19 protein-coding genes are annotated in these 21,333 nt (G+C 34.2%); 7 read left to right on the plus strand and 12 right to left on the minus strand.

The genetic code is table 11. The annotated features are described in order from the left end of the window. Positions 1-27: 27 nt before the first annotated feature. The gene (locus ABWU69_RS01860) at positions 28-1,266 is read right to left on the minus strand and encodes a hypothetical protein (RefSeq protein WP_353285326.1); all 1,239 of its coding nucleotides are present in this window, start codon (positions 1,264-1,266) and stop codon (positions 28-30) included. Between the two features lie 712 nt (positions 1,267-1,978). Between ABWU69_RS01860 and ABWU69_RS01865 the strand changes: the two genes are divergently transcribed. Next, on the plus strand, positions 1,979-3,001 hold the full coding sequence (locus ABWU69_RS01865; RefSeq protein WP_353285218.1) for an IS110 family transposase: 1,023 nt from the start codon (positions 1,979-1,981) through the stop codon (positions 2,999-3,001). A gap of 518 nt (positions 3,002-3,519) precedes the next feature. On the opposite strand, the gene ABWU69_RS01870 is transcribed toward ABWU69_RS01865, so the two are convergent. From ABWU69_RS01870 to ABWU69_RS01895, 6 genes are all read right to left on the minus strand, one after another. Next, positions 3,520-6,096: a hypothetical protein gene (locus tag ABWU69_RS01870; protein ID WP_353285327.1), complete on the minus strand. Its 2,577-nt coding sequence runs from the start codon at positions 6,094-6,096 to the stop codon at positions 3,520-3,522. Further along, on the minus strand, positions 6,093-8,477 hold the full coding sequence (locus ABWU69_RS01875; protein ID WP_353285328.1) for a hypothetical protein: 2,385 nt from the start codon (positions 8,475-8,477) through the stop codon (positions 6,093-6,095). Before ABWU69_RS01875 ends, ABWU69_RS01870 begins: the two co-directional genes overlap by 4 nt. A 63-nt stretch (positions 8,478-8,540) precedes the next feature. Further along, positions 8,541-9,362, minus strand: coding sequence for a hypothetical protein (locus tag ABWU69_RS01880; RefSeq protein ID WP_353285329.1), 822 nt, complete (start codon positions 9,360-9,362; stop codon positions 8,541-8,543). A 159-nt stretch (positions 9,363-9,521) separates the two neighbouring features. Continuing rightward, a complete protein-coding gene (locus tag ABWU69_RS01885) occupies positions 9,522-10,730 on the minus strand; it encodes a hypothetical protein (RefSeq protein WP_353285330.1) in 1,209 nt (402 codons plus the stop codon). A 371-nt stretch (positions 10,731-11,101) separates the two neighbouring features. Continuing rightward, positions 11,102-11,290 (minus strand): hypothetical protein, encoded by a 189-nt coding sequence (locus ABWU69_RS01890; protein ID WP_265035613.1) that lies wholly within the window; start codon positions 11,288-11,290, stop codon positions 11,102-11,104. Positions 11,291-11,441: 151 nt separating this feature from the next. Further along, a complete protein-coding gene (locus ABWU69_RS01895; protein ID WP_341812827.1) occupies positions 11,442-11,660 on the minus strand; it encodes a hypothetical protein in 219 nt (72 codons plus the stop codon). A 157-nt stretch (positions 11,661-11,817) separates the two neighbouring features. Between ABWU69_RS01895 and ABWU69_RS01900 the strand changes: the two genes are divergently transcribed. Beyond that, positions 11,818-12,018 carry a hypothetical protein gene (locus tag ABWU69_RS01900; RefSeq protein WP_265034600.1) on the plus strand — a complete coding sequence of 67 codons (201 nt, stop codon included), beginning with the start codon at positions 11,818-11,820 and terminating at the stop codon, positions 12,016-12,018. 73 nt (positions 12,019-12,091) lie between these two features. Here the strand turns inward: ABWU69_RS01900 and ABWU69_RS01905 are convergent, their stop codons facing one another. Beyond that, entirely contained in the window at positions 12,092-12,739 is a 648-nt protein-coding gene (locus ABWU69_RS01905) for a heme exporter protein CcmB (protein ID WP_353285331.1), read from the minus strand. A 106-nt stretch (positions 12,740-12,845) separates the two neighbouring features. Between ABWU69_RS01905 and ABWU69_RS01910 the strand changes: the two genes are divergently transcribed. Then, the gene (locus tag ABWU69_RS01910; protein WP_064124828.1) at positions 12,846-13,238 is read left to right on the plus strand and encodes a TraR/DksA family transcriptional regulator; all 393 of its coding nucleotides are present in this window, start codon (positions 12,846-12,848) and stop codon (positions 13,236-13,238) included. Positions 13,239-13,402: 164 nt separating this feature from the next. Here ABWU69_RS01910 and ubiB read toward each other — a convergent pair whose 3' ends face one another. Then, the gene (gene ubiB, locus ABWU69_RS01915; RefSeq protein WP_353285332.1) at positions 13,403-14,833 is read right to left on the minus strand and encodes a 2-polyprenylphenol 6-hydroxylase; all 1,431 of its coding nucleotides are present in this window, start codon (positions 14,831-14,833) and stop codon (positions 13,403-13,405) included. After that, the gene (locus tag ABWU69_RS01920) at positions 14,830-15,570 is read right to left on the minus strand and encodes a metal ABC transporter ATP-binding protein (protein ID WP_265026426.1); all 741 of its coding nucleotides are present in this window, start codon (positions 15,568-15,570) and stop codon (positions 14,830-14,832) included. Before ABWU69_RS01920 ends, ubiB begins: the two co-directional genes overlap by 4 nt. Here ABWU69_RS01920 and ABWU69_RS01925 point away from each other — a divergent pair. Both ABWU69_RS01925 and ABWU69_RS01930 read left to right on the plus strand, forming a co-directional pair. Next, positions 15,562-16,443: a zinc ABC transporter substrate-binding protein gene (locus ABWU69_RS01925; RefSeq protein WP_265034603.1), complete on the plus strand. Its 882-nt coding sequence runs from the start codon at positions 15,562-15,564 to the stop codon at positions 16,441-16,443. The two genes, ABWU69_RS01920 and ABWU69_RS01925, sit on opposite strands and share 9 nt — an antisense overlap. Positions 16,444-16,686: 243 nt before the next feature. Next, positions 16,687-16,830: a hypothetical protein gene (locus ABWU69_RS01930; RefSeq protein ID WP_174515970.1), complete on the plus strand. Its 144-nt coding sequence runs from the start codon at positions 16,687-16,689 to the stop codon at positions 16,828-16,830. A 12-nt stretch (positions 16,831-16,842) separates the two neighbouring features. On the opposite strand, the gene ABWU69_RS01935 is transcribed toward ABWU69_RS01930, so the two are convergent. Together ABWU69_RS01935 and rpmG are read right to left on the minus strand one after the other, a co-directional pair. Further along, on the minus strand, positions 16,843-17,118 hold the full coding sequence (locus ABWU69_RS01935; protein WP_265026428.1) for a helix-turn-helix domain-containing protein: 276 nt from the start codon (positions 17,116-17,118) through the stop codon (positions 16,843-16,845). A gap of 25 nt (positions 17,119-17,143) precedes the next feature. Beyond that, positions 17,144-17,344, minus strand: coding sequence for a 50S ribosomal protein L33 (gene rpmG, locus ABWU69_RS01940; RefSeq protein ID WP_265026429.1), 201 nt, complete (start codon positions 17,342-17,344; stop codon positions 17,144-17,146). 149 nt (positions 17,345-17,493) lie between these two features. On the opposite strand from rpmG, the gene ABWU69_RS01945 reads away from it, so the two are divergent. After that, positions 17,494-19,257 carry a ribonuclease E/G gene (locus ABWU69_RS01945; RefSeq protein ID WP_265034605.1) on the plus strand — a complete coding sequence of 588 codons (1,764 nt, stop codon included), beginning with the start codon at positions 17,494-17,496 and terminating at the stop codon, positions 19,255-19,257. Between the two features lie 87 nt (positions 19,258-19,344). Beyond that, positions 19,345-21,267: a molecular chaperone DnaK gene (gene dnaK, locus ABWU69_RS01950; protein ID WP_353285333.1), complete on the plus strand. Its 1,923-nt coding sequence runs from the start codon at positions 19,345-19,347 to the stop codon at positions 21,265-21,267. Positions 21,268-21,333: the final 66 nt, after the last annotated feature.

The following is a 21,333-nucleotide window of genomic DNA, read 5'->3' on the forward strand; positions in this document are numbered from 1 at the left end:
GCAACTGAATTTCCTAAAACAGAAACACTATACTTTGCTTCTAATATCAGTAACTTCCTGTTTTACAGATTCTACATCTAATGATGAACTTGGTGACTGACTATCACCTGCCCCACGATGCAATTGCGTGTTTCTAACTCTCATAAACAGCTCATATTCTGATTTATCTTCTTCCATAATAGAGTACATTTGCTCTTGGCTAAGGGAGTTAACAATTTCAGATAATATTTTAACAGCTTTATTCCCCTTAATAAGAGAAGCAACCAAATCTCTGGTTGATGAGAGTTGTTCGCTTAGCTTATTTAAATAGTGTTGTTTATGAGACTCAAAGCCAGGACTATTCCACATAGAGGTAAGCATATCACTACCAGATTTGATAAAATTATCATCTGGTGCAGAAACAAGCGAGTTTAATGCTGAAAACATTGATGTACTATAAGCTTCAGGAGATAAATCTTCTGGCTTTAAATGTTCAAATAGCTTTCTGGCGTTCTCGAAAGAATGGTTTCTTCTTAATATACTTAAAGTATAATAACACCCATGTTGTTTAAAATCCCTTTTCAATAACTCATGATACCTATCTTCAGGAAGGTAACGTAGGCAAAAATCAACCATGCCAACATCATCAGTAGAAAAACGTCCTTTATTATATGCTACTTCCATTAATAAATCTTCTTTCCTTTTTGGGAATACAGAATCAATTGACTGTAACTTACCCCAGAAGAATTCCAAAGCTTCAACATGCTTTTCCAGCATTGCACATTTAAAAGCATAAATGTATGGATGCTCATTATTTAATTCTAACTGATGTTCTTGGTTATTTATAGCATGTGACCAGTAGATCATTAAAGCACCTTTATCACATCCCTTAACTAGACTCTCTACTGGTTTACTACCTAATGTTAATTTGAATTCTTCAAAAATAGCTCTTATCTCGTCTTCAAAACAACACCAGCATGCAATCCTGTAGCGATCAAAGGAATCAAGAAGAGATTTTTGTCCATCTTCAGTTTTTAAGGTTAATAGTTTTTTCCCTAGTGAATACCTATTAAGCTTAGCATGATCTGAGGTATCACCAAATTCCCAACAGTCTCCACCTTCTAGAATTTTCTTTAAAAAAGGCGGTAGTATTATGCTATTCCATCTATTAAATAGTACCTGATATGCAATACAATATCTCTTAATTTCTAATTCCTTGAATCCTTTATGAGGATCATCTTCTTTAATAGACGTTAGTAATATCTTTTGTACATCTTCGTAATCCATACTTACCCCCTAACAAGATTTAATATATTTTAAGAATATTGCTCTACCTTTACAACTCTGTCAATTACTATTTTAGAAAAATTTTCTAACCTAAAGTGGTTTTCAGTAAAAGGCTCTTAATAGGCTTAATATACGATCTTTTGTTCATTTTTTAATTCTGTTTTTTATAAGTCTACCTTAGTTATTATTCTAAAATAAACTAGTATTAATTTAGCAAGATATATTATTAAGATCTCAAGTAAAATAGCCATTTCCAGCACTCAAAACCAAGGAACGTGAGAAGATTTTGTTTTGGGATGTGTTGGTCTACCAAACAACCTGTTCGAACTTTTCTTTATAGTGATTTTATTATAACGTAAAACCAGCTATATTAGCCTGTTTTTGCCACATTTATATATGAACTAGTTTGCCTAACTTTGTTGCAACAATTTCACACTTTTATTTTCACAACGCCGCTTTTGTTTAAATTGTTCTCACAAAGGTAGGTACTTGTATCTTGAAGAAAGCATCTAATGTTTTAAGCTTAAGCGTTAGATGGAGAAGGGAGGAACTCTGAGTGCGTACTTAGATATAAAATCTGTAAAAAAGATAAGAGCTCCCTTCTCAAAAGTATAGGCTGAACGGTATCGTAGAAAGACCTAAATGGTTCTAATTCTGTATTCACAAGACTAGCCTTACTTTTCACTTTAAATGGTAATGTATGGAGTTATATATGATCAACAACTTTTTAGGCATAGACGTATCGAAAGATCGCTTTGATGTCTTTCTCTCATTTATAAGTAAAAAAGGGAAACGTGAAACTAGAAAAAGGAGTTTTAAAAATGATGATCATGGATTTCAAGGTCTGCTGAGTTTTCTACAAAAGCATAACGTAGAAGAAGTAAAGGCATGTATGGAATCCACTGGTTGCTACAGTGAAGCTTTAGCTGAATTTATACACAATGCTGGACATTTTGTTAGTGTAGTAAATCCTTATTGCATAAAATCTTATGCAAGGAGTAAACTTGTACGACAAAAGAATGATCAAACTGATGCAGAAATTATTGCTGATTATTGCCAAAGGCAGGAACCAACTCGCTGGGCACCACCTTCTCCTGAAAAGAAAAAATTAAAACATCTTTATCGTTGCTCGGCTGCGTTAAAAGATGAATTGACATCAGTAAATAACCACTTAGAAAAAAAAGAGAGACTGCCCAAAGAAGTCGCAACTGCTTGGGAAAACCTTGCAATAAATATAACACAAAAAATAGAAACAATAAAAAGCTCCATACGTGAACTATTAAAGCAACACAAAGAGTTGTTAAAAAATTTTCAACTTTTATTAACTATTCCAGGAATAGGAGAGGAATCAGCAATAGCTATTTTAGCTGAACTTCCTTACATAAAGGATTTTAGAGATGCCAGGCAATTGGCAGCATATGCAGGAGTTATACCACGAAATATGACGTCAGGTTCATCTGTATATGCCAAACCCAGATTAAGTAAATCAGGTTCACAAACATTACGTAAGGCACTTTTCTTTCCTGCTATAGTAGCTAAGAATCACAATCCTATCATTATTAGTTTCTGCCAGAGATTAAAGGAAAAGGGTAAACATAATATGGCTATCGTTGGTGCTGCAATGCGTAAGTTGCTCCATATCGTTTTTGGTATTCTTAAATCCAGAAGTGCTTTTAATCCTGACCATATTAAAAACTACAGGACTAAGAAATTGAGCGAAGGTTTAATGGTTTAAAGTCAAAAAATGCTACCATCCGATCTTATATAAAATAGTATTTTATATAAATTTATTTAATATAGTTGGTTAGTGTATATGTTAATAAGTAAATTAGTTATAGCCCTTCTTATAATAGTCCGAACGGGGGTGAAAACGTCTTTATAGCTATTATAAGCCAGGAGGACAGCAGTGTATTATTATGATCTGTTCGGATTATTGTAGAAAGAGCTATATTTATATATACAAGCAGAAACTTACTTATCAACATATACATTAACTATACCGCTACAAAGTTGGAAGTACTTTTTGATTTTACAATACAGCTTTTGAGATTCAGTTTTTATAATTTTCTTGTTGACTGGCAAGACGGTATCTTTTTCGTGTTTTTGAAGAAAGTAAATATTTAATTTTTTTGCGATGCTAATAAACTTGTGTTTTTATAAAAAGTGATTTTTTGATATTCTCTATGGTAGAAAGGCTATATAAAATAATATTTACAAATTCAAACCTTTCACACTATAGAAACTCCAAAACCCTTATATTCGCCAAGAAGGACCTGCAACTGGTTCATTAGTGACATTGTTAAATACAGAGCTTGGCGCTTGCGTTTGTGCTGAACCTGACATTTGTAATTGCATCACTATTTCTTCAACTGCTTTCTGTTCCTCTCTTAATACTTTTATTTCCTCCTCCGCAGCTGCTCTTGCTCGTTTTATTTCCTCAATTACATGGGATCTCAATTCGTTGATAGCCTCGTCATCAAATTCCAAGTTATCTTTTGCAGATTCATTCTCCTTATCCTTACGCTTAATAAAGTTTTTGTTTAATCTATTAAACTCATTAGCTAATTCTGACAACTTATTGAATTCTTCCTTACCAATACTCTTTAACTCTTCTTTGAGGCTTCTGTATTCACTGCAAATACCCTTAAATTTTTCTTTATAGTCTGTATTTAACACCAGGAAAGCATATTGCTGCGTTAATAACTCTCGTATGTCTTGATTTTGTATTATTGTTTCCATAGGTATTTTGAACTCATATGCTTTAATATATACTAAATCACAAGCTTTTGCTCTTGCCTGTGCTTCTTCTTTTTCTTGTCTTGCTTTCTCTCTAGCTTGTATCGCTTTTTCGAGGCGTATTTTAGCTTCTTTTACCTCTCCTTTAAAAAACTTAGCCTTTTCTTTTCCATCCTTTAGATACTGCTCTACATCAACTTCCACCTCACCTTGCATTTTAAATTTCTCTTTCAGGCTTTCTGCTTTTTTTTCTAATTCCTTTTCATCTTCTTTATGCTTTATGCCTAAAAAATTATTCGATGCTTTCCTTTCTTTCATTAACCCATCATATCCATTACATAGATCCTGGTATGCTATTATATAGTCATGTTCCGTCTCCTTTGACTTTCTTTCTTTAAATTCTTTATAAGGTTTTTTGAAATCACCACAAAAACCTATTGCAAATGGTAATGCAAAAGACAACGGTACTGCCATAATTGGTAACTTGAATATTAACCCTGCAATACCAGCTATTGCAGCTACAGTATAACCTCCTATTTCCAATTTGTGTTTATTTGCTTCTCTGAGCAATATTTTACCCTGTGTTTCCTCAACCTTAAAAAGGAAATTTTCCATATCCTCTTCTTCCCTTTCATATATTTCCAACCTTCTTTCCAGATTTTCTATACGTTTTGTATTCTTATATTTTATAAACTTATCCTCCGATGAATTTATTGTTTCCTTACATCTTTCTATCTCTTTACTAAAACTATCTTTAAGGTATTCATAGCATTTCCTTAGTTCCTTAAACTGCAATTTTAATTGCTCTAATAAATCTTTTTGTTTATCCTCTACATCTTTTTTTTCCTTCTTTAATTCCTGATTTTCATTATTTCTTAGTAATTCTTTCTGTATTTCTATTAGTCTTCTGAAGTTTTCCAATATTTTGTCCTTGATATCTCCAGCTGACTCTATATGCTTAGCATATATTCCAAGTGCATCCCTACAAAAAAGTGTTAAAGGTTGTTCCCTTGATAACACATGTTCAGCAACACTTTCTTCTGTTATATCTTCCAACTTCCAACCTAAAAACTCCTTTAAATCACAAAATACTGCTCCGAAGTAGTAATTTTCGTATATTTCTATTATTGTACTCACTGCTTTATATACGTCATTTTCTTTTTCGAAAATCTCCCTACTTTTTTCATGGCTACTTTTGTCTGTATGGCTCTTTAGGAAAAACTTTTTTATTGCCTTAGACAAATCCTCTATGTCATCTGTGCAATGCAAAAGGCATGTCTTTCTTAAACCTTCTTCCAAAGTATCACTGCCCTTTAGGTCTTTTAGTCTACTATGAATAATATCTATCATCTCCTCTTTGTTTCCTTCCCCAGGCACAACTTTCCACAATAGGCTTTTTGTAAAAGCAAACAGATTCCTATACTCTTCCTTCTTTCTCTCATATGGCTTTATTTCATAGCAGTAACGTAATTCTGCAATATCATCTTTGAAATTTTCATTACTTCCATCTCTTACAGATTCCACATATCTTAAAAACTCTTCAGCTATTTTTCTCTCAAAAAAGGCTTCTCCGCACTCTTTTTCCACACCTTCTTTATACTTTTCAAATTCACCTTCCTTCATACTCACCAAGTGCTCAACGTGATATTCAAATTCAGCACAATCTACTATTCCTGCAATTGATTGTATGTACCTATTTTGATAATTACTTGCTGATGTTTGTGAAAGCATAACTTTAACCTCATGATAAATTTCAGTATAATAATCAATACGTCTTGCAAAGAACAAAAACGAGTGCAAAACATACCCTGAAAGAAAGGATAAGCTAAGCAGCCCTAACATTCTATATCTCTCATACAAAGAACAAGCAACTGCTCCTGTTAAAAGCAGTACTACAATCACTTGCCCTTGAGAGAACTTCTTGCCTTTCGCACTTTCAGCCACCGATGGCATCCACCACACTATCTTTAGCTTGCTAAACTCATCAAATAACTGATTTATTTCCCCATGGCTTTTTTGCCATTTTAATCTTTCATACAGAACGCTTCTTAACCTTTCGCGCTCCAAGAATTTTATAAATCCCTTTGTTCTCATATTCGCCAAGAAGGACCTGCAACTGGTTCATTAGTTACATTGTTAAATACAGAGCTTGGCGCTTGCGTTTGTGCTGAACCTGACATTTGTAATTGCATCACTATTTCCTCAGCTGCTTTCTGTTCCTCTCTTAATACTTTTATTTCCTCCTCCGCAGCTGCTCTTGCCTGTTTTATTTCCTCAATTACATGGGATCTCAATTCGTTGATAGCCTCGTCATCAAATTTTAAGTTATCTTTTACAGATTCATTTTCCTTACGCTGAGTAAAGTTTTTGTTCGCTCTATTAAATTCATCATTTAATTCCGACAATTTATCAAATTCTTCCTTACCAATAGATTGTTTACTCTTTAATTCTTCCCTGAAGTTCCTATACTTACTACAGATATCCTTGAATTTTTCTTTATAGTCTGTATTTAACACCAGAAAAGCATATTGTTGTTCTAAGAATTCTTCTATAGCCTGATTACGTCTGATCCTCTTTCCAGGTATATTAAATAAATCTTCTGCTTCACCATACATTAGACGAACAGCTTTTACTCTTGCCTGTACTTCCTCTATTTCTTGCCCGTCTTTTTCTTTGTCCTGTTTTGCTTTTCGTGCTATTGTATTTAATAAATTTGCTTGTTTACTACACTCAGTTGAAAGTATCTTGATTGTTTCACGCTCTTTATCCTTTATATCCTGCTCTTTTAAGCTTTGTATGTAATCTCTTCTATTTTCTATAATTTCTTTTGCAAACTTTTCAAATGTTATTCCTTCTATCTTATTTATTGCATCAAGCTCAAATTCAAAATCTGCGATTAATAACGCAATAAGCTTTGCATCATCCTTCCATTTTTTTTCTTTGAATATCGCGTCCTTCTGTCCTTTTACTTTAATTTCTGAAACAAGCCTTTTAAGCTTTGAGATATTTATCAACTTCTCCTTGCCCTTATTTATTTCTTCTTTTTCCTGCCTTATTTCTTTTAAGATGGTATTATTGGCCCCTAACAAGATATTCTCTTGTAACAACTCTTCAAGTAAGTTAATTGCTTGATTTAAATCCTTAATATCGTCCCTACTTATTACAAGATCACTTTTCTCTTTGAAAAGCTTATAATATCCTTGGGAACCAGCTAAGCTAAGCACCAAAATACCAGCAAAAACACCAATAGCTATTGGGCCACTAAAGAGGGCAAAAGAATAACCAATAGCTGCTGCCCCACCACCAACACCTACACCACCTATGGAGCAATTACGTATTAATTTCTTATGCTCTTTTGCTTCTAAATGTTGTGTTACTTGTTCCATCCCTGTTTGTTTTGCATCTTTGACTCTTTCTAATTTACCTTCAGATATTTTTTTCCTGTAATCAATAGCAATATCACTTGATTTTTTTGGAAAGGAATCTTCAGGAAATAGTTCACTTAATTCCTCTAAACTAATAACTTTACAGAATTCTATAATTTTTTCATCTTTACTCAGTTTACGTGTATGAGGTTGCGTTACGGTGAATCCGGTTATTTCCCAATCTCCATCTTTTGTTTTCCTATATTTTGTTCCAATTACTGGCATTTCTCTGTACAAACGTGCAATTTCTTCCACCGCTACTGTTTTTAATAACTCACCACCTAGTCCTGTAGTAACACCAGACTTATTAATGTTAGCTCCATTACATATCAAGAGTAATGCCATATCTTTTTTGTCTTTTTCTATAGCTTTAAGCAATATAGTATCTAAAATGTCTTGTTCTGCCTCTATTACATTGTGTGGTTCTATTAATTGAATGGTTAGTGTTAATGCTAACCTGTGATACTCTCTTTTCTTCAATACTTCAACAAGGATTTTTTCTATAAATCTATCCTCATTTTCTACCCACTCAGATAGTGTATGTTTCACAGATTCTAGATGATTGCTCTGTAAATCTAATAAATGATCTCCTGTGTTAGAGAGTTTTAAGATACTTTTACTTAATTCTTGTGATAGTATTGTTAAAAAATTTCTAACCTTTAATTCGTTACTTTCATCTTTTTTCCAATCTTCAGTTGCTTTTAATGATAATTCCTCTAAAGTCTCTTTTGCTTCGTTAACAAGAGTCCCTGCAGCCTTAATCTCATCAATTACAACTTTGCTTACCCTTTCTTTATTACTCCTTAACTCACTTGGCGCACTTTGCATTGCACTAACAAATTTTTTAGGATCCAATATAACAGGCTGTAACACCTTTCTAACTTCTTGCTTTAAAGAACTCTTACCCTCAGGGTACTCAATGCTAGCCTTCTCAACTTGATGCGTTTTCCTCAGTTCCTCTAACCTGTTATCTAGTACCTTATCAAAAATTTGATCAATCAACCAGTTATTTACATTACTATCTAACTGAGACTTATCATAATTATGCAATACATGTGCTGTATTTTTGTCTGAATCTTCCTTTACTTGCTCTAGTAGTTTTTTGTACCAATTTCATAAAAGAGTACGATTTTTTACCTCTTTTATGAAATCAGAATATTTATCAATCTCACTTTCATATGATTTACACTCTTTTGTTGTAGATTTTAACTGCTCACTTATTCTCCCTACTTCTCTTTTTAAATTTTCAACTACTGCATCTGCTTTCACTAATCCCTTTTTTTCTGTTCCTTGCCCTGGACTTTCGATGATCATATTTATGATTTCATTGTCTATCTCTTCTATTGTTTTTCTAGCAATATTATCATAGATATCTAAAACTTGCTCATAACCCATGGTACATAGCCCTGTTATATCCGTACTACGCACATACTCAATAATCTGTTTATTACTACCACAATGTCTATAGTCTGAAATAGAAGCTGATTCTTTGATTCTGTTATTCCTATCCTGAATAGATTCCAATACCACTTCCTTTAAATCTTCCCTAATACTATCTCTAACTAGCTTAGCTTTATCATTTAATAATTTCCTTAATCCTACACTATCGGGTATTATTTTATCAAAATCTCTATCTTTAAAACTTTTATCTTTGCTGACTAATTCACCCATGATATCTTCATCCGTCTCTCGAAATTTTGCATCTAAGACTTTTTTATACTCCTCAAGGCAAAACTCTTTCAGCTTATACTCACCATAAAGTCTTGCATACATAATGTTGATCTTAGTTATTATAAAACCTGAGTAATATTTTATAAATGTAGCTGAACTTCTAACACCAATTAATGCTTGTAATAGCCTTAAACCTTCTGCATTTTCAATTTTTATTATTTTTTCTACTTGCTCTTCAAATGGCTTATCAAAAAAATCTGGCATATTACCTCTCTAGTGATAAATTAAGCATACCTTAACTATCATTAAATTACAAGTCAACACTTTTTTTGCATAAATTTTTAATATTTTGAGTTAAAACTTGATCATTTTTTGTTGAAGGCATTCACCATTGGGGTTTCCGTATAGAAGAAATTATCTTGTTTATATTGTCTTCAAAGGAGGATGAGCAGATTGCTCCACATTTTCCACTTTTTCTAGCTTTGTGCCAGGCTTTAGAGCATTATACAACGCATAACTCACACAAGCTAATCCAACTATTCCCCCAATCACCGCTATAGCATACATTTTCAATATATAAGCTACAACACTACTGACTAGTAACGCCGCACCAACACTACCAGCCATGATTGCTCGTCTTTGTTGCATTACTTTTGTTGATGGTTCTTTTTTTTCGTTTACAGTGTTTTCTTTTCCAGATCGATTATCAAAACATGATTTCATTTCAGTAGAAGACAAAGTATTGGCTTTATCTGTACTATCAGCAGTACTTAGAGTTGGTTGTGCGGCAATTTCTGTTAAAATATTGGTGGTACTGTTTTCGCATATTCCAGTATTATCAAGCTTTTCTATTGAAGCAGCGATATCTTTGTCCTCTATAGCTATTGCATTACTGTTTTCGCATGGTTTATGTTCTATAGATTCTTCAAGACTACTTTTATTACTATTTTCATATGCATCAGCCGGTGTCTCGATATTACCGATAGTATCTTGAAGCACTTTTTCACTTTTAGCTGTAGTAGTTTTGGCTGTTACAACAGTGGGTTGCTGGGTTGCTTTCTTATTAAGAATATTTCCCAGTTCTCTTACAGCTTCACTATTTTTACGTGCTTCAGCATAGGTGAATGGAGTGTAAGTTGTTTCCTCGCCATTTGAATGTTTTATTGTTATTCTTTTTTTGACAATCTCTTTCAAGATACCCTTTTCCTCAGAGATCTTTAACACTGCTCTAATCATGTCATTGTCTCTACGTGATATAGCATCTGTAAGTATTGTATGAGTTTCTTCCCGACCATCTGAATGTTTTGTGGTCATTTCTTCATTCAGAACTTCCTTTAATAGTTTTTGTTTTTTGGCTTCTTCTAAAAGATCTTTTACAGCTTGATTATTTTGATGACTTATAGCATAATGTAGTAGTGACAATGTCTTCTCTCTACCCTGATATTTGTAAGCTATTTTCGCTAAAAGAATCGTGCTTGCGTTATAGCTGGACTTTTTGAATATTCTATTTCTAAACTTTTCTGCAACACCTCTCCCTTCCTCTATTTCTCTTGCTAGTTTTTGTATATTCTTTTCATCTTTATTTGTTAATTCATATATGTCGCATACTAATGTCAATTTTGACGTTTTCATAATGTTTTTCCCCCTATTAAGATTTATTGATTTAGTTGTAGTAGTTGAAATAGCAAACCGGTTAAGTTGCCTAGTTTGGTTCTTTCTTTCAATCGAAGGTATTCTACTGTTTTAAATTCCCTGTAAAAATTTAGCTTATCTTTTACATCTAAACAGAATTAACACGATTTGGCTTTTTGTAGATGAGTAATTCTCTAGGGATTATCCTATTGAATTCTATGATATTATTTTTTGTAACATTGTTATGCACGTCAATACTGAAAATAGACAATGACTAGGGCTTCTTTTGCCTTTTTTTTCATTTGGTAAATTTCTTAATGTTTATAGCTAAAAGAGCCCAAGAGAGGTGTCATTCCAGTGCCCCTGTGATGTCATTCCAGTGCTTGACACTGGAATCCAGTTTTCCATATAATCTCATCGAAAACGTTGTAACCACTTTCTATGCTAGTTTTCTTGTTTACAAGCAAACTTTCCTGGATCCCAGTGTCTGGGCACTGGGATGACACCATTCTTTTTCCTGGATTCCAAACTGGGATGACAGCTAGCCTGACAATCGTCATCCCGCTACGTGTTAGCGGGATCTAGAGATACTGTGACGGTATGACGTAGGACTGCTGTCATCCCGCTACTTGTTAGCGGGATCTAGAGATACCGTGGCGGTATGACGGTTCGTGGTGGCATGACGATAAAGCCTCGTCACCCCGCTACGTGTTAGCGCCGTGGCGGTATGACGGTTCGTGGTGGCATGACGATAACTTCGTCATCCCGCTGCTTGTTAGCGGCTAAGAGATACCGTGAATAAATCACGGTATGACGGTTCGCGGCGGCATGACAGCTAAGTAATTCGTCATCCCGCTGCTTGTTAGCGGGATCTAGAGATACCGCGGCGGTATGACGGTTCGCGGTGGCATGACGATAAAGCCTCGTCACCCCGCTACGTGTTAGCGCCGTGGCGGTATGACGGTTCATGGTGGCATGACGATAACTTCGTCATCCCGCTACTTGTTAGCGGGATCTAGAGATACCGCGGCGGTATGACGGTTCGCGGTGGCATGACGATAAGGTTTATACCTTGTCATGCCAGTGCTTGACACTGGCATCCAGTTTTCTTTACAAATTCACCAAAAGTGCTTCATTCTATAACGCAAAACCCATACTCACCAAACCCAATGCATTACTTGCAATTAAGTTTCCTGGATCCCAGTGTCTGGGCACTGAGATGACAACGAAGGGCTACTTGGATGATAGGGAAGGGTGCTGGAATGAAGGTTTTTCAAATTGTCGGTAAACCTAAATCTATAATAACTATTTGCCTTTTTTCTAGGTTATGCAAGAAGTCTACTGAATAACAGTAAGATTTTTCAATCCTGTTCCACAGCAAATTTTAGTGCCATGTGAGTAGTTACAGTGCTGTTGACAATCAAAATGACAAAAACTAAGATGGTGATTAGTAGTGTATAAATATTCAAGGACAAATTTTCAAATTGAGTTAGCATTTTAAAATACACAAAGGTTGGCATTATCATTGGCAAAACAAGAATTTGCGATACTCCTGATGCTAAGTTGTTTCGACCAATCATCAATGCATTTCCAGTAGCTGAAATATTAATGATTATCAGCGTATTAAATAATAAAGACACTCCAACTGCTATTGAGTGTTCAATACTATTGCCTAGAACTGCAAAGCTGAATATGGAAGAAATTACTGAAATCGGTAACCCAAATAATAACCAGTGAGCGAAAATTTTATAAGCAACTATAAGCCTAGAAGAGAGTGGCTGTATAAAGATTTGCTCTAATATTCCATCATGATAATCAGATGTAAACAAATTATTTGTAGAGATCTGCAAAACAAATGTAGCACATATCCATGTTAATGTTAACATAACTTCTTGTTTATTGTTGTTTTCAAGTGTAAATGAAGATAAACTTAACATTATAATGAAAATACATACTATATAGGTAAGATTCTTATCATTTATTACTAATTTTTTTACTGGGCCGATCATACTAGGCTTTTAAATGTTTATTATAAATTATAGTGTTTACTTTGAGGTAGTATAATTTTTTGTTCATAAGTTATATAGGTTTTATTATTTTTTTGATAATGCAATTATGGAAAAGTTACCAAAAATAAAGTCACCAGAAGATTACACTCCTTCAGAAGATGAAGAATATATGAGCGTAAAACAACTGGAATACTTCAGCTTAAAGTTACAATCAATACTCGCTGAGTTGGAGAAACAAGAACTAGAAGAGAATAGTATTGATACATACTATTCTGATGGAGATAGTGGAAACGAGGAATTAATCAAGCGTCGAAAAGATAGAAAAGAAAAAATTAAGGAGGCGTTAGAAAAAATAAAATTAGGCACTTATGGTTACTGCGATGGAACAGGAGAAGAAATAGGAGTCGAAAGACTTAAAGCTAATCCGCTTGCTATATATTGTATTGAAGAGCAAGAGAGAGTAGAAAAAGAAAAGAACGTGTACAACATTAACGATTAATTTACACATAAGTGGTGAGCCATTGGACTTCAAGAGGAGCAAGAGGCGCTAAAGTATGTTATGCTATAAAGAAAGTGGAAAATTGGACATTCTCAACTCGACTCCTGCAGATTAAAAATTAAGTTGAATTAAAAATTGGGCTTGACGCAGTTTTTTCCCACAGTTTAAGAAATTAAAAATTTAACAATTAGAATTATAATTACAGACCACAGCAAAAAATAGACTTTTCCATTTGATTTATTTTTAATTTGGATGTTTTCTAATTTTTTATCAGCTATTAGGTTCAATTTTTCTATAAGGCTAAATATTCCTTGGATTGTTTTTATGGGATAAGAACTTCTAATTTTTTCCCTATACCCTATTTTATTTTCATGTTGACTGCTTATCCACGCTTCAACTACTTTCCACATATTGATTTCTGGGTAGATCTTTCTACATGTCCCTTCTAGTAAAATCATAGTTTTCTGCAGCAATAACAATTGTGTTTGAACTTTCATATCAAAATCACCCGTTATTTTTAATAGCTGAGCAAGTAAACTAGCAAATGAAATTTTCTGTATAGGCTGCCCAATAATGGGTTCACCTATTGCCCTGCAAGCTGTGACAAAATTTCTATGCTGTGATGAAACGTAACCAGCTTTAAAGTGCATTTTTGCAACGTGATCATAATCCCGATTTAAAAAGCCTTTGAGTATCTCTATAACGTAATAGCATGTCTCACGATCTATTCTACCCATGATTCCACAATCCAGGGCAATAATATTGTTATTACTATCAACCATTAGATTTCCAGGATGCATATCAGCATGAAAAAAACAATCCCTGTATACTTGATTGCAAAATGATTCTATAAGATTGATAGCTATTTGCTTGCGATTATTCAGTTTTTCAACTTCGTATATTGGCGTTGCTTCTATCCATTCTAATGTTAAAACCTTTTTCGAAATTCTATTCCAATCTACTTCAGGTACGTAAAAACCTCTGTCATTTTTTGTGTTTTCCTTTAGTTCTGAAGAGTGAGCAGCTTCAAAACGTAGATCTAACTCTAATCGGCAAATTTCAGCAAAAGTTTTGACTAATTCAATCGGCTTCAGCCTTTTTGATTGTTCGCTAAATTTTTCTGCAATTTCCGCAAGCCAAGAAAGCATCTTTATATCCCTTGAGAATGTTTTCTCAATATTTGGCCTTAAAACCTTCACAGCAACTTCTTTACCCTCAGTTGTAACCGCTCTATGCACCTGAGAAATCGATGCTGCTGCAATTGGCTTTTCAGAAAAGCTTGAAAAAATGTCGCTCAATTTACAATTAAACTCACTTTCTATAGTTTTAACTGCTATTTTATGTGAAAACGATGGCAATCTATCACATATCAATAATAAGTTATTTGTTATATCCTCATTTAAAACATCAGTACGTGATGAGATAGACTGCCCAAACTTAATGAACACCGGACCTAATTTTTCAAGAGCACGCTTTAGTTTATGGCCTTGTATCTTATTTATTGATTTCTTTGATGGTGGAAGTAAATAAGGTAATATATTGTAACGCGTCAGCACTGTAGTTATGTGCAGAAGACGCAAAATATTTTGAATCATTTCGCTGCGTAACTGCTAAAGATTTCATTTAGGGTTTTATTCTTCATAATCTCACCAGGCTTACCTTGGCAGTAGACAGTATTATTTATACAAATTATGTAATCTGAGCATGGTAGAGCAGAGTTAAGATCATGAGAAGTCATAAGAATCGACACTAATCGGTTTTTTGCTATTTTGCTTATAATATCATAGAACTTAGCCCGTGCGTTAATATCCATTGCACTAACTGGTTCATCTAGAATGATCAGGTCAGGCTCTGCAATTAAACAACGTGCAAGCAGTAGTAGTTGTGTTTGCCCTGCAGAAATTTCTAACACTTGATTCTTCAAAATGTTACCGATACCAACCAACTCTATCGCTTCTGTAATAATGGATTGATTTTTCTTTGGTCTTTTCAAGGAACTATTTAAAAGGAAATATTCAACTGTTATTGGCATCAAATTACTAACACTAAAATTTTGCGGCATATAGCCAATTTTTATGTTGTCAGCAAATACGATACTACCAGTACAGCTTTTATTTATGCCAGCAATTGCTTTCACTAAAGAGGTTTTACCTCCACCATTTGGACCAAGTATTGTAATTACGTCTCCTCTTTCCATGAACATATTGATATTGTCAAGGATTCTTTTACCATCATATGTGAGAGCAAGATTTTCTATTTTTAGAACATGATTATTGACATTATTTAACTTATTGACAAAATTTAACTTCTTCTCAACGTTTATATGAGACATTTACTGACTTTTTTTCTATTACTTTCATTTACACTATACTATAATATTGCTTTTTCATCCAATTTAAAAGTTGTAGCTACAATCAAACCTATCCACTCACTTGTGGCTTCTGTTACAGAAGGGATTTTAGAACCGGAATTGCTTGGCTATGCAACATCTGCGCATAATTATATATTAAAGCCATCTGATGCGAGTAATTTGGAATCAAGTGATGTCATATTTTACACTGACGATAACTTAGAGACGTTTGTTCAAACTTTCGCTAAAAATAATAAAGAACTAGTGCAATTGTCAAAGGCAATCAACCTACTTCCTGCTCGGCCACATTCATTTTCTAGAAAAATCACTAATATTCAAGATGAAAAAGACCTACACATTTGGCTGAGTCCCGAAAATGCAAAGAGCATGATACTTTTTATAAGTGCAACATTGTCTAACATAGATAAAGAAAATTCCCATCGATACAACTCTAATGCAACAAAAGCTATAAAAAAAATAGACCAAGAAGTAAAAGAAATCATGAAAGAACTGAATGATTTTAAAAATCAAAAATACATCGTCACTCATGATGCTTATCAATATTTTGAAAAATATTTTGGTTTAAATCACCCAAGCGCCATTCTTTCTATAGAAGAGGATTCTTACATAGGTATGAAGAGTTTAATGAAGCTAAAAAAGATAATGAAGGAAGAAAACGTTAAATGTATATTTGCTCATTCACAGGAAGATAGCATAAAGCCTAATGCCCTTTCTAATAACGCAAAAATGGTAGTTCTTGATCCTATTGGATCAGACATAGAGCCTGGAAAAGATGCATATCTAGCTATAATCAATAGCATTGCACAAAATTTTAAGTCTTGTTTTGTTGAGTAATAAGCTCCCTTTTAGCTTACTGTTTTATTGTTCTACAAATCAAGAAGAAGTGAGTTTACAACAAATGGTGTCATTCCAGTGCTTGACACTGGAATCCAGCTTTTTCATAATCATCAAAACGTTGTATTTTAACATAAAACGGCTACTTTTATGCTTACTAACTTAATAAAATTCCTGGATCCCAGTGTCAAGCACTGGGATGACATCGTAGGGGTGCTGGCCTGATAACCGTCATCCCGCTACTTGTTAGCGGGATCTAGAGATACCGCGAATGAATCGCGGTATGACGGTTCGCGGCGGCATGACGATAAGGTTTATACCTTGTCATCCCAGTGCTTGACACCGGGATTGATTTATCTTGTCTACCTTATTTTGCCACTCCGCTGAACGGATACCATATTATGCAGGTTTAGAATTATGCTTTATTCTTACGTTTATGTCTTGGCCCAATGCAATCAATAAGTTAAGCAAGTATTCTAAGGAGAACCCTTCGACTCTTGATCTATTGATTTGAGATACTTTAGGCTGATCAATCTTTAGAGCGTTTGCTGCTTTTTTCTGTGTTGTGTACTGCTTACTTATTAATTGTGCAATGATCTTTATTAATTTCAGTTTTGTATCTTTTACATCCCCCAACTCTACTATTATAGGATAACTTAATTGTAAATTTTGCATAATAATAAAATTCCTTATAAAAAAATTACTTTAGTTTTTCTTCTTTAAATAACACATGCCTTCTGACTACTGGGTCATACTTCCTAAACTCCAGTTTTCTGGTGAGCTTTTTTGGATTACGCTTTTTTACATAAAAATAGCCAGTTGATTTTTCTTCACCAGTTTTTGTTGTCTTGATTGCAGTGCTGACTAACTTAACAAGCAAAGAAGCATTTTTTTTCGTCATACTTATAATGATATAATAAATTCTATGCGAGTTTATTACGCAAAACACTAAAAGTCAACCGAATAATGCAGATCGTAAAATTCTTGACAATCAACAGTGCATTAAGTAGCATAAAGTTAACTTCAGAATAAAAAGCAAACGGTAAATAAGTGGCAAATAGTGGCAAAAGGTTATTGTTGATAGAAAATTCCACCTGTTCTAATGAGGTAAGAGTTGCCTTGTCAGTTAATAATAAGGTTGTAGAATTTGAACAAGAATTCAAGGAAAAAAAACAATTAAGAGGTAATATATATGTTGCTTATATAAAGCGTATAGAGCCTTCTTTGCAAGCCGTATTTATTGAATATGGAAAAAATAAGCAAGGTTTTTTGTCTTTTTCTGAGATATCTCTAGATTACTTCAATATTCCAGAAAAAGAAAAGGAAACTATCTTTGAGAGCTACTCAAATGACGATTGTACAGAAGAAGCCCCAGCAAATATTTCTTCAGATTCTGCAGCTAGTAAGAATGTCAACGAGTCAGGTAGTGGTTTTGTAAGAGAGGTACCTTTATATAAAAAATACAAATTACAAGATGTTATTTCAGTAAATCAAAAAATATTGGTTCAGCTAACTAAAGAGGAACGAGGCAATAAAGGAGCTTCATTTACAACATACATAACTTTAGTGGGTAGATACTGTGTTTTCATGCCAAATTCCATGAGCAAAGGTGGAGTGTCCCGCAGAATTGAAGATGCTAATGTCAGAAAGCAGTTAAAGGATATACTAAATTTAATAAACTTGCCAAAAAGATCAGGTTTAATAGTAAGAACTGTTGGTTCAGGAAAAAGTAAGAAAGAAATTGAGCAGGATTACGATTACTTATCCTCATTATGGCAGAACATTCAGAAAAATGCCTTCTCTGTAAACGCTCCATCATTAATTTACAACGAAGCAGATGTAATTATGAGATCTGTTCGTGATTTTTGTAGCGATGGTATAGAAGTTATAGTGTCTGGAAAGGAAGCTTTTGAAGCAGTTAGGCAATATGCTAACAATGCACTAAAAGGTAGTAAATTGCGCTATAGATTGTATAGAGGTTATGTTCCGATCTTTACTTACTATGGAATTGAAGATCAAATTTCTGAGTTATATAGCAATAGAGTAGAATTGCCATCTGGTGGGTCTTTGATAATAACTTTAACTGAGGCGTTTGTTTCAATAGACGTAAATTCAGGAAAGATGACAGGAGAAGATAGCATAGAAGAAACAGCTTATAGAACCAACATGGAAGCAGTACCTGAAATATCAAGACAGGTGAATCTTAGGGGCCTATCAGGATTAATAGTAGTCGATTTTATTGATATGTTGAAATATCAGTATTGCAGAGCTGTTGAGTCTGCTATAAGGCAAGCGTTTAAAGATGATAAAGCTAAGGTTCAATTTAGCTACATAAATGACTTTGGTTTAATGGTATTTTCAAGACAAAGAATCAAACCAAACATACAAGAAATTAATACTACAGAGTGTTTACACTGCAAAGGTACTGGAAGAGTAAAATCAAACGAAGTAATTGTTGCATCGATACTAAGGGACTTACAACATATTGCTAATAAGAATCGAAATAAGTCTTTTGATTTAGTAGCGCACAGTGCAGTTATAGCGCATATTTTTAATAATAAACGGAATACAGTTTCTACAATCGAAAAAGAGTTTAATATTACATTGAACGTCAGTATTGATAACAGTTTAGATGTAAATACATTTGTTTTAAAACAAGGAGATGATGTTAATTTAAACGATTATAAGCCATTACAGAACTCTGGATACCAAATTGGGGATAGCAGCAATGAAGAAGCTGATAATTCAAATAAACTACGAGGCAATTTTTGGCTGACTAAGTGGCTTTCGCGCCTTTTAAGTTCTAATAACTAATTAGAACTCCTAAATTGGGCTTGTAATTAATAAGTCCTATACTTATATATTCTTATATCAGATAATATTTACAATGGGGTACTCATTATGGGAAGAGCAATAGGTATAGATCTCGGAACAACAAATTCTTGTGTTGCAATAATGCAGGGCAAAGACACAAAGGTAATAGAGAATAAAGAAGGAGCAAGAACTACTCCATCTATAGTTGCATTTACTTCATCAGGAGAAAAATTGATTGGTGCTCCAGCAAAAAGGCAAGCAACCACCAATGCAAGTAATACCTTTTTTGCTACTAAGAGATTAATAGGCCGTCAATACGGTGATTCTGAAATGAAAAATCTAAACGTGCCGTATAAAGTGTTTGCAGCAAAAAATGGTGATGCATGGGTTAAAACCACTGATAATAAAGAATACTCTCCTAGCCAAATTGGTGCATTTATACTACAAAACATGAAAGAAGCAGCAGAAGCTTATCTTGGAGAGGAAGTAAAAGATGCTGTGATAACAGTGCCAGCATACTTCAACGACTCTCAACGTCAAGCAACAAAAGATGCAGGAAAAATCGCCGGATTAAATGTACTCAGAATAGTAAATGAACCGACTGCCGCAGCGCTTGCTTATGGTCTTGATAAGAAACATGGGCACACAATAGTGGTGTATGACCTTGGTGGTGGTACATTTGATGTCTCAATACTTGAAATAGGTGAAGGGGTTTTTGAAGTAAAGGCTACAAATGGTGACACTCATCTTGGAGGTGAAGACTTTGATAACGCAATAGTGAGTTATTTACTAGATGAATTCAAGAAAAGTAATGGCATTGATTTGAAAAATGATCCAATGGCTATGCAAAGAATCAAAGAAGCTGCTGAAAAAGCGAAAATTGAATTATCAAGTGCAATGGAAACGGAAATAAATCTACCGTTTATTACAGCTGATGCAAGTGGTCCAAAACACTTAAATATGAAATTAACGAGAGCAAAACTTGAAAGCTTAGTGAATGATTTAATCGAAAGAACTATGGCTCCTTGTAAAAAAGCTCTTGAGGATGCTGGTTTGTCTGCTAGTCAAATTGGCGAAGTGGTTCTCGTTGGTGGCATGACTCGTATGCCAAAAGTCATAGAGAAAGTTAAAGAACTCTTTGGCAAAGACCCACATAGAGGAGTGAATCCTGATGAAGTTGTAGCAATTGGAGCTGCAATACAGGCGGGAATCATTCAAGGTGATGTAAGAGATGTGTTACTACTTGATGTGACTCCACTTTCTCTTGGTATTGAAACTCTAGGAGGAGTATTCACTCCACTTATTGAACGTAATACTACTATTCCCACTAAAAAATCTCAAGTGTTTTCAACTGCAGAAGATAACCAAACAGCTGTTACAATTAAGGTGCATCAGGGTGAAAGAAAACTGGCAGTTGATAACAAGCTACTTGGTCAGTTTAGTTTGGAAGGGATACCTCCTGCTCCTCGTGGAGTTCCTCAGATCGAAGTAACATTTGACATAGATGCAAATGGAATAGCACACGTTTCTGCAAAAGATAAAGCTACTGGAAAAGAGCAAAAAATACGCATTCAATCTTCAGGTGGTCTATCTGATGATGAAATAAATCGCATGGTAAAAGAAGCTGAAGAAAAAGCACAAGAAGATGAAAAGCGTAAGAAATTTATTGAAGTGAAGAATCAGGCGGATAGTTTAGTTCATTCTACAGAAAAGTCTCTGACAGAGTATGGTGATAAAGTGTCATCTGAAGATAAATCTGCTATTGGAAATGCATTGAATGAGCTAAAAGAAGCGAGTAAATCTGATAACATTGATGACGCTGATTCAATCCAGCAGAAAGTTACCAACCTTTCTCAAATCTCTATGAAGCTTGGGGAAGCTATGTATAATGCCTCACAACAAAATAGTGCTGGAAATGGCTTTTCATCAGAAGGGAATCCAAATGATAAAGAAGAAAAAGTAGTAGATTCTGATTATCAAGACATAGATAATAAAGAAGAGAATAAGTAATTGTGATCACTTTTCCTGTCATCCGAGTAGCTGACACTGGGATGACAAGAGGAGCGTATTGTTGCT

This window comes from Wolbachia endosymbiont (group A) of Beris morrisii (assembly GCF_964028185.1).
GTDB lineage: Bacteria > Pseudomonadota > Alphaproteobacteria > Rickettsiales > Anaplasmataceae > Wolbachia.

What these genes read in the sequence shown, in the direction of transcription:
- rpmG (WP_265026429.1), bottom strand. Translation starts at nt 17,344, where the DNA reads ATGACGAAAAAAAATGCTTCTTTGCTTGTTAAGTTAGTCAGCACTGCA.
- ABWU69_RS01905 (WP_353285331.1), bottom strand. Translation starts at nt 12,739, where the DNA reads ATGATCGGCCCAGTAAAAAAATTAGTAATAAATGATAAGAATCTTACC.
- ABWU69_RS01865 (WP_353285218.1), top strand. Translation starts at nt 1,979, where the DNA reads ATGATCAACAACTTTTTAGGCATAGACGTATCGAAAGATCGCTTTGAT.
- ABWU69_RS01880 (WP_353285329.1), bottom strand. Translation starts at nt 9,362, where the DNA reads ATGCCAGATTTTTTTGATAAGCCATTTGAAGAGCAAGTAGAAAAAATA.
- ubiB (WP_353285332.1), bottom strand. Translation starts at nt 14,833, where the DNA reads ATGATTCAAAATATTTTGCGTCTTCTGCACATAACTACAGTGCTGACG.
- ABWU69_RS01860 (WP_353285326.1), bottom strand. Translation starts at nt 1,266, where the DNA reads ATGGATTACGAAGATGTACAAAAGATATTACTAACGTCTATTAAAGAA.
- ABWU69_RS01885 (WP_353285330.1), bottom strand. Translation starts at nt 10,730, where the DNA reads ATGAAAACGTCAAAATTGACATTAGTATGCGACATATATGAATTAACA.
- ABWU69_RS01870 (WP_353285327.1), bottom strand. Translation starts at nt 6,096, where the DNA reads ATGAGAACAAAGGGATTTATAAAATTCTTGGAGCGCGAAAGGTTAAGA.
- ABWU69_RS01935 (WP_265026428.1), bottom strand. Translation starts at nt 17,118, where the DNA reads ATGCAAAATTTACAATTAAGTTATCCTATAATAGTAGAGTTGGGGGAT.
- ABWU69_RS01925 (WP_265034603.1), top strand. Translation starts at nt 15,562, where the DNA reads ATGAGACATTTACTGACTTTTTTTCTATTACTTTCATTTACACTATAC.
- ABWU69_RS01920 (WP_265026426.1), bottom strand. Translation starts at nt 15,570, where the DNA reads ATGTCTCATATAAACGTTGAGAAGAAGTTAAATTTTGTCAATAAGTTA.
- dnaK (WP_353285333.1), top strand. Translation starts at nt 19,345, where the DNA reads ATGGGAAGAGCAATAGGTATAGATCTCGGAACAACAAATTCTTGTGTT.
- ABWU69_RS01890 (WP_265035613.1), bottom strand. Translation starts at nt 11,290, where the DNA reads ATGACGATTGTCAGGCTAGCTGTCATCCCAGTTTGGAATCCAGGAAAA.
- ABWU69_RS01910 (WP_064124828.1), top strand. Translation starts at nt 12,846, where the DNA reads ATGGAAAAGTTACCAAAAATAAAGTCACCAGAAGATTACACTCCTTCA.